Below are 12423 nucleotides of genomic sequence, written 5' to 3'. Positions count from 1 at the left end.
GCATGTGCTATAACGCCCTGGCCGGCAACAGCGATGATCATCCGCGCAATCACGCGATTATCTGGACGGGGGCCAGTGGCGCCTTTCTCCGATGTACGACGTACTGCCCATCCTCGACGAGGGCCCAGCCCAGGCACTGGCGATGGCCGTGGGCCGAGAAGGCCCCCGGATAAGCCGCAACAACCTCTCAGCCATCACGAACACTTTGCCCTGTCCCGCGAACAGGCCGAACAGCCCCTGAACGAAGTGATCAGTTGGGAAACGGAACTCAAGGACCACTACGGGCAGTGGCTGAGCGGGGTAGAGTTGCAGAAGGCGCAGGAGGCGACCAGCGCTGCACGGATGCGCTCATGACCTGTGCGGCTGATTCGCACACTCAAATTCGAATCAACGGCGCAGGCCACGGCAGGATGGCTCCTTCAGCAGCCGCTCAGGGCTGGCGGCAGTCGCGTTTCACCGACAGGTGCGGCGCAGGCTCCAGGCGAACCTGCTGCAAGCCCTTGTCGCCCTGAAAGATGAAGTACTTGCTGCGACAGTCCCGGAACATCGGCGAGTAGCCTTCGGCGCGCAGGGCCTGCCCTTCGATGGTCTTGGTCACCGTGTTGTTGCGACTGACCACGGCCAGCACCTGAGCGTAGCTGTCGCCCATCTGCACGCCCGGCTCGACGGTCGCCGAAGGCGACGGCGGCGAAGCGCAGCCGACCAGGCCCATCGCGCCAAGGACCGCCATTGCCAGCCAGCCGAACGAGCCGCGTGCGTGGGATCGCCAAAAATCCGAGGACAGAATCCTGAACTGAGGGCCGAAAAGCATTTCTCATCCTTGTGAATGAAATGTCCGATGGCCAGCAGTGTAACCAGAACCCGGGCAGGAAGGTGCAGTGACGAATCGTCAAACTGTGAGACAGCCCTCAGAAAGCGCCAGCCCTGCCCGGCAAGACCCTCAGGCCTGCAGATAGCGCAACACCGCCTCGCAGATCATCTCCCGGTGCCGCGCCTTGACCTCTTCGTTAGGCAGGTCGATCGGAAACAGCGCGCCGAGGGTATGGCGGTTGGATACGCGGTAGAAACAGAACGAGCTGACCAGGATATGCACGTCCAGCGGGTCCAGGCCACGGCGGAACACCCCCGACTGTGCGCCACGCTCGAGGATCTCGCCCAGCGCCGTGAGGATGGTGACGTTCAGCGAACGAATCGCCCCCGACTGCTTGACGTACTCGCCCTTGTGGATGTTCTCGATGCTGACGATACGGACGAAATCGACGTTGCGGTCGTGGTGATCGAAGGTGAACTCGACCATCCGCCGGATCGCTTCGCGCGGCTCCAGTTCTGTCAGGTTCAGGCGGCTTTCGGTGCTGCGGATGTCACCGTAGAGTTTTTCCAGCACCTCGACATAGAGCTGTTCCTTGCTGCCGAAGTAGTAATAGATCATCCGTTTCGAGGTGTGGGTACGCTCGGCGATCGCGTCGACGCGCGCACCGGCCAGGCCCTGCTGGACGAACTCGACGATGGCTTCCTGGAGGATGTTCTCGCGGGTCTTCTCGGGATTGTTCTTGCGACTCTTGCGCGGCACGACGACGGAGGCGTCAGCCGTGGCGGATAGTTCTGAAGTCATGGTCACTCTGGCTCACGGCCATCTCGGCGGATGGAGGCGATTATGGGCCGCGTGCCACCGAGAAGGAAGCAGGGAGACCCGCCAATTCACCTCCCTGCTTCAGCCAGCGCTACAACCGGGCCTGGCGGGTCCCGCCGCTGCGGGATTTGGCCATCGCCGCCAGACGCACCGCGACGTTCGCCGCGCCGTAGCCGGCATAACCGTTGCGGCGCTGCAGGATCTCGAAGAAGAACCGCCCCTCGAACGGCTCGGTATACACGTGGAACAACTCGCCGCCCTGGGCATCGCGGTCATACAGCACGTTGTAGTAGGCCAGTTCGCTGAGGAACTCGTCGTCGAAATCGAAACGCGCCGCCAGGTCGTCGTAGTAGTTGAGCGGGATATCCAGCAGCGGTACCCCGGCCTCCTTGGCCCGGCGGACTTCGGCGAAGATGTCCTCGCAATCGAAGGCGATATGGTGCACACCGGAGCCGCGATAGCTCGACAGCGCGTGGGAAATCGCCGTGTTGCGGTTTTCGGAGATGTTCAGCGGCAGGCGGATCGAACTGCAGCGGCTGCGCAGCGCCCGGCTCTTGACCAGGCCGTAGGGGTCGGGCAGCACCACTTCGTCGTCGGCCTCGAAATCCAGCAGGCTCTTGTAGAACAGCACCCAACTGTCGAGGCTGTCGGCCGGCAGCGCCATGGCCATGTGGTCGATGCGCTTGAGGCCGGCCTGCGACGGTGCGACGGGCAGCAGGTGGAAGTCGGTTTCGTAGAGTTTCTGCCCGGCCGTATCCTGGTCGGCCAGGTAGATCAGGCTGCCATCCGGCGCGCGCACCGCGGCCAGTTCCAGCTCGTTGGGGCCGACCAGGCCGCGATAGGGCTGGCCCTTGTAGGCCACCGCCCGGGCCAGGGCACTGGCGCTGTCCTTGACCCGGATCGCCGTGGCGCACAACGACGGCCCATGGGCCTCGAAAAAGCTGTGGGCAAACGAATAGGGTTCGGAGTTGAGGATCAGGTTGATATCGCCCTGGCGCAGCAGGCTGACGCTTTTCGAGCGATGCTGCCCGGCCTTGCTGAAGCCCAGGCGCTCCAGCCAGTGGGTCAGTTTGGCGCCGAGGCTTTCGTCCACGGCGAACTCGAGGAACTCGATACCGTCGTTCTCACTGACCGGCGGCGGCGCGAACAGCGTGTCGAGATGGGCCACCGGCGCGGCCTCCCGGGCCAACCGCTCGCGGGTTTTCTCTTCCAGATAGAGCAACGAGCGCAGGCCATCGGCGGCATTGGCCCGCGGCGGCGCGGCGCGGAAACCGTCGTTGAAGATTTCCAGGGACAGCGGGCCGGTGTAACCGCTCTGGATGATCGGCGCGAGGAACCCCGGTAGGTCGAATTCGCCCTGCCCCGGGAAGCAGCGGAAATGCCGGCTCCACTCCAGCACATCCATCGCCAGGATCGGCGCGTCGGCCATCTGCACGAAGAAGATCTTGTCGCCGGGAATCTGCGCGATGGCGCTCGGGTCGCCCTTGAGCGACAGGGTGTGGAAGCTGTCGAGCAGTACCCCCAGGCTGGGGTGATCGGCCTGACGGACGATGTCCCAGACCTGCTGGTAGGTGTTGACGTGCCGGCCCCAGGCCAGGGCCTCATAGCCGATGCGCAGGCCACGGGCACCGGCGCGCTCGGCGAGCAGGTGCAGGTCATCGACCAGGATCTGCCGCTCGCCCAGGCTGTCGGCCGAGGCGTTGCTGCAGACCAGCACCAGGTCGGTACCCAGTTCCTGCATCAGGTCGAACTTGCGCTCGGCCCGCTCCAGGTTGCGCGCCAGGCGGTCGCGGCGGCATCCTTCGAAATCGCGGAACGGCTGGAAGAGGGTGATGGCGATGCCCAGGTCCGCGCACCGCTGGCGGATTTCCCGCGGGCTGCCGTCGTAGTACAGCAGATCGTTTTCGAAGATTTCCACGCCATCGAAGCCGGCGGCGGCAATGGCATCGAGTTTTTCCGGCAGGGTGCCGCTCAGGGACACGGTGGCTATGGAACGCTGCATGAATCGACTCCCGGCAGTGGGCTTCTTATTGTGGACACGGACCGAAACCGAGGATTGTCGAACCTCGGGAAGTGACCGGATTATTGATGCAGCACGCCACCACTTCAATCAAAGTGTACGAACTGGTTAGTTTTGTGTGCGATTATCGACCACAATGGTCCGCAGCGAATTGACGGTCTTTTGCCCGCTGCGCACCATCATCCGGGCCAAGGCAGTGCTTCAAACGTTCCGCAAACCCAGCCAGACAATTCCAAAAAAAACGGGTAATCGCTCATGCTTTCATCCTCACAAAGCTCCCCTGTGACCCAGGGCAGCACCCGCGGCGGCATCGCCGCCAAACTTCGCGGCGCCATGGCCGTCGGCTCGACCCGCTGGGGCATGCTGGCCCTGGTGTTCTTCGCCACCACCCTGAACTACATCGACCGGGCCGCCCTGGGCGTCATGCAGCCCATCCTCGCCAAGGAGATGAGCTGGACGGCGATGGACTACGCCAACATCAACTTCTGGTTCCAGGTCGGCTATGCCGTCGGCTTCGTCCTGCAGGGCCGACTGATCGACCGGCTCGGCGTGAAGCGGGTGTTCTTCTGCGCCGTACTGCTGTGGAGCCTGGCCACCGGTGCCCACGGCCTGGCGACCTCGGCCGCGGGCTTCATGATCTGCCGCTTCATCCTCGGCCTGACCGAGGCCGCCAACTACCCGGCCTGCGTGAAGACCACCCGGCTGTGGTTCCCCGCCGGCGAGCGGGCGGTGGCCACCGGCATCTTCAACGCCGGGACCAACGTCGGGGCGATGTTCACCCCGATGCTGCTGCCGATCGTCCTGCAGGTCTGGGGCTGGCAGGCCGCCTTCCTGTGCATGGCCGCGCTGGGTGCCGTCTGGCTGCTGTTCTGGGGCCTGAAGTACTTCAACCCCGAAGACCACCCGTCGGTGAAAGCCTCGGAACTGGCGTACATCCAGAAGGAAGCCGAGCCGGAACAACCCGGCGTGCCGTTCTCGCGGATCCTGCGCATGCGCGGCACCTGGGCCTTCGCCCTCGCCTACTCGCTGACCGCACCGGTGTTCTGGTTCTACCTGTACTGGCTGCCGCCGTTCCTCAACCAGCAATACAACCTGGGCATCAGCGTGACGCAGATGGGTATCCCGCTGATCATCATCTACCTGACCGCCGACTTCGGCAGTGTCGGCGGCGGCATCCTGTCGTCGTTCCTGATCGGTCGCGGGATGGACCCGATCCGCGCCCGGCTGCTGTCGATGCTGCTGTTCGCCTGCTGCATCATCGGCGTGGTGCTAGCGGCCGGTTCCAGTCACCTGTGGGTGGCGGTGGGGGCGATCTCCCTGGCCATTGGCGCGCACCAGGCCTGGACTGCGAACATCTGGAGCCTGGTGATGGACTACACGCCCAAGCACATGATGAGCACGGTGTTCGGCTTTGGCGGCATGTGTGCGGCGCTCGGCGGGATGTTCATGACCCAGTTGGTGGGCTACATCCTGACCACCACGAACAACAACTATGCGGTGTTGTTCACGCTGATTCCGGCCATGTACTTCCTGGCGCTGACCTGGATGTACTTCATGGCCCCGCGCAAGATTCCGAAGCTGGACGACTGATCGCGTCGTAACAGAGGGTTATGGGTAGGGCTTGCCGGCCTATTCGCGGGCAAGCCCTGCTCCTACAGTGTGGATGTGGATGTAAATATCGCATGCGCCACAAAACCTGCGGGAGACGGCCGGGCGGCCGTCTCCCGCAGTCTTGTCAGAAGTCGAAGAACACCGTCTCGCCTTCACCCTGGATACGGATATCGAACCGGTAGGCCGTCCGTCCATTCACTTCGCAGCGCTGGGCAACCAGGGTCTCGCGACGCTGCGGCTGCTCGATCAGGTTGAGCACCGGGCATTTGCCGTTGGCCTCGGCCTCATCGGAGAAATACAGGCGGGTCTGCAGGTGGATGTTGATCCCCCGGGCAAACAGCGAGACGTTGATATGCGGCGCCATCGGTACACCGGCAGCGTTGTTCACCACGCCCGGCTTGATGGTTTCCAGGGTCCACTCCCCGGCATCGAAAGTGGTCGCGGTGCGGCCAAAGCTGTTGAAGGCCTTCTCCGAGTCGAAGTCGCTGTCGTAGACGCCCTCGTGGTTGGCCTGCCAGAACTCCAGGAAGGAGTCGCGCACCAGGTGGCCGTTGCCGTCGTAGACGTTGCCGAACACCAGGATATGCTCGCCCGGCGCCTCGGGCTTGGCCATGCGGTTCCAGATTTCCTCGGGACGGGGCGGGTTGCCGGCAGCGGCCAGCGCCAGGCCGATGTGCACGTAGGGACCGGCGGTCTGGGACGGGGTTTCCATGAGCAGTTGAACAGGCATGGTCGGTCTCCTCAGCAGTTTTCGAAGTGGGTCTTGCGCTGGCCGCGCAGCACGATGTCGAAGCGATAGGCCAGGCAATCCATCGGATTGGCATTGCCCATGTCCAGGCGGGCGATCAGGCTCTGCACCGCCTCGGGGTTGGCGATCGACTTGACGATCGGGCACATCGGGATCAGCGGGTCGCCTTCGAAATACAGCTGGGTGATCAGGCGCGTGGCGATCGACGGGCCGCTGATCGACACATGGATATGCGCCGGGCGCCAGTCGTTCGGACCATTGCGCCAGGGGTACGGCCCGGGCTTGATGGTGCGGAAGCTGTAGTTGCCATCACGGTCGGTGAGCGCCCGGCCGACACCGCCGAAGTTCGGGTCCAGGGGCGCCAGGTAGCGGTCGTTCTTGTGGCGGTAGCGACCGCCGGCGTTGGCCTGCCAGATTTCCACCAGGGTATGGGGAATAGGCTTGCCGTACTGGTCGCAGACCCGCCCGGCGAGGACGATGCGCTCGCCCACCGGCAGGCCGCCGTTGTTGAAGTTGAGCAGCAGGTCGTTATCGAAACGGCCGAACTTCAGATGGGAAAAGTCCGGGCCGGTGCTTTCGCTGATCGATTGCGGAATGCTCACCAGCGCCTGGCGCGGGGAACGGGCGATGGAAGTCTTGTAGTCCGGGGTCAGGGCCTTGGGGTGCCAGTTACGGTCACGAATGACAAAACGACTGCTGTCTGCTTCAGACATGTCGGTCTCCTGTTGTTTTTATCGGGAAAGGTAGCTGCACGCTACACACTGCAAATCACGCGGTTGCAGCGTGCCCCAAGAGGAAACCGCTGAATATTGAAAAGCCGGGCCCCTTTCATAACCAAATGGTTATGGATAATGTCCTTCGCGATAGGCCTGCCCCACCTCCCGCAGCACCTCCACCGCCCATTGCGCGGCCAACGCCAGCGGCAGGCTGGCGTTGCTGGAAATACCCACCGAACCACCCGGCTCACGCTGCCCGAGGTCGATCTCGCGCAAATCGCCCCGCGCCAGGTCCAGGCGCACCGCATCCAGCGGCGCCAGCCAGAGTGCCGCGCTGGACAGCACATAGCGCCGGCTCAACGCCACCGAGAGGGTTTCCAGGCGCTGCCGCGAGGGGTTGAGACCACACTGCACGAACAGGCTGTCGGCGAACTTGCGGATGGTGGTGCCCGCCAGCGGCAGCACCAGCGGATAGTTTTCCACAGCCGCACGATCCAGCGCGCCCTGCAACAGTGGATGATCGGGACGGGCCACCAGGGTCATGGATTCGCTGTACAGGTGCTCGAAGGTCAGCCCCTGGATCTGCGGGCTGTCGGTCATCCGCCCGACCACCAGGTCGACATCGCCGACCCGCAACTGCGAGAGCAGATAGGCGCTCGGTCCGGTGACCACGCTGACCACCAGCGCGGGATGGCGCCCGTGCAGGCGCCGCACCACTTCCGGGATCAGCAGGCTTTCCACGGTCGACAGCACCCCGAGCCGCACCACGCCGGCGGCATACTCGCCTTCGCGCAAGACCTGCACGCCCTCGCGCAGGGTCTGCACCGACGGCCCGGCATAACGCAAAAAGGCCACCCCGGCCTCGGTCAGGCTGATACCGCTCTTGCTGCGCACGAACAGGCGGGTCTCCAGCAGTTCCTCAAGCTCCTTCAGGGTCTTCGACATCGCCGGCTGGCTGACCGCCATGACATCCGCCGCCCGTGCCAGGCTGCCCTGGCGGGCCATTTCGAGAAAGCACACGAGGTGACGGAATTTGATGCGACTATCGATGTTCACGGGACGGCGGGCTCCGGCTACGGATCGGGACAGCGGCAATTGTGTCTGATATTCGGCGCGGGTGGCGGTTTCTGAACTCAATTGGCAATCCAGTGCCTGACGACCGGACTGGCGGTGAAGCGTCACGGCAACGACACTCAAATGGCACAACGACGGGAGGATTCCCACATGCTCTGGAAAAAAGGACGGCGCAGCGACAACGTGGTGGATGCTCGCGACGATAGCAATGCCGGTGGCGGCGGCCTGCGTTTCGGCGGCGGCAAGGGCTTGAGCCTGACGGCGGTGGTCCTGATCGTCGGTATCGGCCTGTTGACCGGCCAGGACCCGATGCAGATCCTCGGACAGCTCAGCGGCCAGTTGGGCCAGCAGGCTTCGGTACCCACCACCACGCAGACGCGCCAGGCACCTGCGGCCAATGACGAACAGGCGGACTTCGTCCGGGCGATTCTGGGCGACACCGAGGACACTTGGGGCCAGATCTTCCAGCAGGCGGGGCGCCAGTACCGCGACCCGACGCTGGTGCTGTTTCGCGGCCGGGTCAACTCGGCCTGCGGCCTGGCGTCGTCGGCCACCGGACCGTTCTACTGCCCGGCGGACCAGCGGGTCTACCTGGACCTGGATTTCTTCCGTGAAATGTCCCAGCGCTTCAAGGCCGCCGGCGATTTTGCCCAGGCCTACGTGATCGCCCACGAAGTCGGCCACCACGTGCAGACACTGCTCGGTGTGTCGGCGAAGATCCAGGCGGCGCGCCAGCAGGGTCGGCGGATGGAGGGCGACGGCGGCCTGCTGGTGCGCCAGGAACTGCAGGCCGACTGTCTGGCCGGGGTCTGGGCCTGGCATGCCCAGCAGCGCCTGCACTGGCTGGAGCCCGGCGACGTGGAAGAAGCCTTGAATGCCGCCAATGCAATCGGTGATGATCGCCTGCAGCAACAGGGTCAGGGCCGCGTAGTCCCCGACTCGTTCACCCACGGCACCTCCGCACAGCGGGTGCGCTGGTTCAAGGTCGGCTTCGCCCAGGGGCAACTCAGTCAATGCGATACCTTTGCCGCAAAGAGTTTGTGAATGAACGGGGCAGTGGCTGGCTGACCGGAGTGTTTCGCCAGTTGGCTGCCCGCTCGTCCGGTCGGGCGCCATCGCCCGCAAGCCGGCTCCTGCAGGGGGCGCTGTTGCTGGGGCTGTGTGTCAGCGCGGGAGCGGCGGAGCATGGCGTCAGGGAGGTCAGCCCCGATCACCTGAAACTGTCGGGCGGCGAATTGAGCGTCGGCCTCAACCGCGACTGGAAGGGGCCGATGCCGGATGTGCAGCGGGTGCTGATCATCGTCCACGGCCGCCTGCGCAACGCCATGACCTATCTGCAGAGCGCCGAAACGGCCGCGTCCCAGGCGGACCAGGCGCGCAACACGCTGATCATCGCGCCGCAGTTTCTCAACGAGAGCGATGTGCGGCGCAATCACCTGCCCGACCGTCTGTTGCGCTGGCACGACAATGACTGGATGGCCGGTGAGCCCGCCACCGGGCCCGCTGCCATGAGCTCCTATGCCGCGCTGGATGAAGTCCTGGCGCGCCTGGGCAATCGCAAGAAATTCCCGGCACTGCGCGAGGTGGTGATTGCCGGGCACTCCGGCGGTGGGCAGGTGGTCCAGCGTTATGCACTGGTCGGGCACGGCGACGCACAGTTGGCCGGCAGCGGTATCCGGCTGCGTTATGTGGTCGCCAATCCGTCGTCCTACGCCTATTTCAGTGCACAACGGCCGGCGAAAGGTTTCGACCCGGCGGGCTGCCCGGGCTTCAACGACTGGAAGTATGGCCTGCAGAACCTGCCGGCTTACGTCACCGGGCAATCACCGGCCCAACTGGAACAGGCCTACGTACAGCGTGATGTCACCTACCTGCTCGGGCAGAAAGACATCAACCCGAACCATCCGGCGCTGGACAGGAGCTGTGCGGCCGAGGCCCAGGGTGCGTATCGGCTGGTCCGCGGGCACAACTACTTTGCCTATCTGCAGCAGCGGCATCCGCAGGGGTTGGCTCAGAAGTTGGTGGAGGTGCCGGGGTGGGGCATGACGGCAACCGGATGTTCACTTCTGCGCAGGGGCAGGAAGCCTTGTTCCCGCGCTGAGCCTCGTGGCAATCGCTACGACTGGCCAATCATCCGCTGCAACACCGCACAATCCTCGGCATGCCAGTCGGCCAGCTCCGGCCAGGGATTGTCCGGCAGGTTCACCAGCACCGTCCGGGTCCCCGCCGCCCGCCCGCAATCGAGGTCGAAGCGGTAGTCGCCGACCATCACCATCTCGCCCGGCGCCACGTCCCAGGCCTCGGCCAGTTTCAGCAGACCGCCCGGGTGCGGCTTGGGTGGCGCGTCGTCGCGGCCCAGCACATCCTCCATGGCGAAGCAGTCGGCCAGGCCGATCGCTTCCAGGGTGACATGGGCCAGCTCGCGGGCATTGCGCGTCAGGATGCCCAGGCGATAGCCGCGCCCGGCCAGTTCGCGCACCAGTTCCACCGCCCCCACCGCCGGCCTGGACCCCAGCGCCAGGTCACGCTCATGCTCCAGCAGCCAGGCATGCTTGGCCGCCGCCTCGTCGGCCGGCAGCGCCGCCAGGTGGGTGAGAATGTCGTCTTGCGGCGGAATCGACAGGGCCACGCGAATCGCCGCGAAATCATGCACGGCGACGGTCAGGGTGCCGTCCATGTCGAACACCCAGTGACGTACATCGGCCAGGCTCATGCCCAGTCCTTGCGGTGACGGATCAGGCCTTCCTGGGTCACCGACGCCACCAGCACACCGGCGCGGTTGTACACGCTGCCACGGGAGAAACCGCGGGAGTTGCCGGCCCAGGGGCTGTCCATCGCGTACAGCAGCCAGTCATCGGCGCGCAGGTCGGAGTGGAACCACAGCGCGTGGTCCAGGCTGGCGACCTGCATGTCCTTCTGCCACACCGACTTGCCATGGGGCAGCATCGAGGTGGTCAGCAGGCCGAAGTCCGAAGCGTAGGCCAGCAGGTACTTGTGCAGCGCCGGAATATCGGCCAGGGCGCCGTCGGCGCGGAACCAGACATACTTGATCGGATCGGCCGGCTGCGGGTTGTAAGGGTCCTTCTCGGTCACCGGGCGCACTTCGATCGGTTTGGGGCACAACAGCTTGTCGCGCATGTGCTCGGGGATCAGGTGGGCGCGCTGGCGGGTGATTTCCAGCTCCGACGGCAGGTTCTCCGGCCCCACCACCTGCGGCATGCTGCTCTGGTGCTCGAAGCCTTTTTCGTCGTACTGGAACGACGCGCTGCAGGTGAAGATCGGGTGGCCCTTCTGGATCGCGGTCACGCGCCGGGTGCTGAAGCTGCCGCCGTCGCGCACGCGGTCGACCGAATACACCACCGGCAGCGCCGCATCGCCGGGGCGCAGGAAGTAGCCGTGCAGCGAATGTACGTGCCGCGCGTCCTCGACGGTCTGGCTCGCCGCCGACAGGGATTGGCCCAGCACCTGGCCACCAAACAGCTGGCGAAAGCCGAGGTCCTGGCTACGCCCGCGAAAGAGGTTTTCCTCGATAGATTCCAGGGTCAGCAAGTCGACCAGGTCTTCCAGCACGTGGCTCATCAAAACGCTCCTCACACAGGGCAATGCCGCCCAGCCTTGGCTGCGGCGGTCGAGGTCATTCGCTGTTCGACGACAGCGCTCATGCCGCAAATGATACAGCGTTTGCAGCGCCGGGGCCCTAGTGGCCCGTGTGGCTAGGCTATGTACGAAATCGCTTGAAACTTGGTTATGCGGCGTTAAAAACCGGCTCGGAATGCTCATTTACTCCAGTAAACTCCGCTTCCTCGCCGGTTTTTGCCTTGCCTAACCTGCGTTTCAAACAATTTCGTACACAGCCTAATTCGCGTGCTCGACTCCGAGCCCATGGCTTCGCCAGACAGCGTTGCCATTCCTCGCCGTAGCCCTGCTACGACTCGTCATGGCGCCTTGCCTGGCAACCCCCTGGGCCCGAATTTGAGTATTCGAATCAACCGTACAGGCCACTAGCCGTGCAGGGTTTCCAGCCACTGGTCGCGGCTGATGCGGTACAGCACGTGCTTGCGCAACGGATGGTCCTCGGCCAGCTTGGGATGCTCGAAATCCGCCGACGGATCGTAGTGCATGCCGATGGCCTGCATGACCTTCTGCGAAGGGGTATTGGTTTCAGTGGTGAAGGCCACCACTTCCTCCAGTGCCAGGCGGTCGAACGCACAGCGCAAGGCGGTCCAGGCGGCCTCGCTGGCATAACCCAGGCCCCAGTGCTCATGGGCCAGGCGCCAACCGATCTCCACCGCCGGGGTGAAGTCGGCGTCGAAGCTGACATGGGCCAGCCCGGTCAGGCCGATGAACGCACCGGTGTCCTTGCGCTCCAGGGCCCACAGGCCAAAACCGTGCTCGGCGAAATGGCCGCGAAGGCGCCCGATCAGCGCGGCGCTTTCCAGGCGGCTCAAGGTCACCGGGAAATAGCGCATCACTTGAGGATCGGCGCACATCCGGGCAAATTCCGGCAAGTCGTCGTCACGCCACTGGCGCAACAGCAGACGCGCACTCTCAAGTTCCAGTATCGGCTCCATCATTCCCCCTTCAGGTTTCCTTGCCACGCTGTTGCCTGCCCGCAAGTGTATCG

12 protein-coding genes and 1 pseudogene are annotated in these 12423 nt (G+C 64.5%); 4 read left to right on the top strand and 9 right to left on the bottom strand.

All coding sequences use genetic code 11. The features are described from left to right. The first annotated feature begins 2 nt into the window (after nucleotides 1–2). Nucleotides 3–173 (top strand): hypothetical protein, encoded by a 171-nt coding sequence (locus ACZ5KU_RS03835; RefSeq protein ID WP_425357911.1) that lies wholly within the window; start codon nucleotides 3–5, stop codon nucleotides 171–173. 257 nt (nucleotides 174–430) lie between these two features. Here ACZ5KU_RS03835 and ACZ5KU_RS03830 read toward each other — a convergent pair whose 3' ends face one another. The 3 genes from ACZ5KU_RS03830 to quiC all read right to left on the bottom strand — a co-directional run bounded on the left by ACZ5KU_RS03830 (nucleotide 431) and on the right by quiC (nucleotide 3632). Then, complete coding sequence (locus ACZ5KU_RS03830; protein ID WP_054059098.1) at nucleotides 431–730, bottom strand: hypothetical protein; 300 nt, start codon at nucleotides 728–730, stop codon at nucleotides 431–433. Nucleotides 731–940: 210 nt separating this feature from the next. Further along, nucleotides 941–1618, bottom strand: a complete 678-nt coding sequence (locus ACZ5KU_RS03825; RefSeq protein ID WP_054059088.1) for a TetR/AcrR family transcriptional regulator — start codon at nucleotides 1616–1618, stop codon at nucleotides 941–943. A gap of 103 nt (nucleotides 1619–1721) precedes the next feature. Then, nucleotides 1722–3632: a 3-dehydroshikimate dehydratase QuiC gene (gene quiC, locus ACZ5KU_RS03820; RefSeq protein WP_416771685.1), complete on the bottom strand. Its 1911-nt coding sequence runs from the start codon at nucleotides 3630–3632 to the stop codon at nucleotides 1722–1724. 273 nt (nucleotides 3633–3905) lie between these two features. On the opposite strand from quiC, the gene ACZ5KU_RS03815 reads away from it, so the two are divergent. Then, entirely contained in the window at nucleotides 3906–5240 is a 1335-nt protein-coding gene (locus ACZ5KU_RS03815) for an MFS transporter (protein WP_054059090.1), read from the top strand. A gap of 145 nt (nucleotides 5241–5385) precedes the next feature. On the opposite strand, the gene pcaG is transcribed toward ACZ5KU_RS03815, so the two are convergent. The 3 genes from pcaG to pcaQ all read right to left on the bottom strand — a co-directional run bounded on the left by pcaG (nucleotide 5386) and on the right by pcaQ (nucleotide 7781). Next, complete coding sequence (gene pcaG, locus ACZ5KU_RS03810) at nucleotides 5386–5991, bottom strand: protocatechuate 3,4-dioxygenase subunit alpha (protein WP_054059091.1); 606 nt, start codon at nucleotides 5989–5991, stop codon at nucleotides 5386–5388. Between the two features lie 11 nt (nucleotides 5992–6002). Next, the gene (gene pcaH / locus ACZ5KU_RS03805; protein WP_054059092.1) at nucleotides 6003–6722 is read right to left on the bottom strand and encodes a protocatechuate 3,4-dioxygenase subunit beta; all 720 of its coding nucleotides are present in this window, start codon (nucleotides 6720–6722) and stop codon (nucleotides 6003–6005) included. A gap of 129 nt (nucleotides 6723–6851) precedes the next feature. Next, entirely contained in the window at nucleotides 6852–7781 is a 930-nt protein-coding gene (pcaQ, locus tag ACZ5KU_RS03800) for a pca operon transcription factor PcaQ (RefSeq protein ID WP_464736849.1), read from the bottom strand. A 168-nt stretch (nucleotides 7782–7949) separates the two neighbouring features. On the opposite strand from pcaQ, the gene ypfJ reads away from it, so the two are divergent. Beyond that, nucleotides 7950–8843, top strand: coding sequence for a KPN_02809 family neutral zinc metallopeptidase (gene ypfJ, locus ACZ5KU_RS03795; RefSeq protein ID WP_054059094.1), 894 nt, complete (start codon nucleotides 7950–7952; stop codon nucleotides 8841–8843). Between the two features lie 101 nt (nucleotides 8844–8944). After that, a pseudogene (locus tag ACZ5KU_RS03790) lies at nucleotides 8945–9900 on the top strand (alpha/beta hydrolase). 15 nt (nucleotides 9901–9915) lie between these two features. On the opposite strand, the gene ACZ5KU_RS03785 reads toward ACZ5KU_RS03790, so the two are convergent. The 3 genes from ACZ5KU_RS03785 to ACZ5KU_RS03775 form a co-directional block, all read right to left on the bottom strand. After that, the gene (locus ACZ5KU_RS03785) at nucleotides 9916–10512 is read right to left on the bottom strand and encodes an HAD family hydrolase (RefSeq protein ID WP_054063752.1); all 597 of its coding nucleotides are present in this window, start codon (nucleotides 10510–10512) and stop codon (nucleotides 9916–9918) included. Then, entirely contained in the window at nucleotides 10509–11378 is an 870-nt protein-coding gene (gene tesB / locus ACZ5KU_RS03780) for an acyl-CoA thioesterase II (protein ID WP_054058689.1), read from the bottom strand. The genes ACZ5KU_RS03785 and tesB overlap by 4 nt, the downstream gene beginning before the upstream one ends. Before the next feature lie 422 nt (nucleotides 11379–11800). Then, nucleotides 11801–12370, bottom strand: coding sequence for a GNAT family N-acetyltransferase (locus ACZ5KU_RS03775; protein ID WP_054058691.1), 570 nt, complete (start codon nucleotides 12368–12370; stop codon nucleotides 11801–11803). Nucleotides 12371–12423 lie beyond the last annotated feature (53 nt).

This window comes from Pseudomonas sp. Tof1, assembly GCF_055390395.1.
This window is presented reverse-complemented; position numbering and strand designations above follow the sequence as displayed.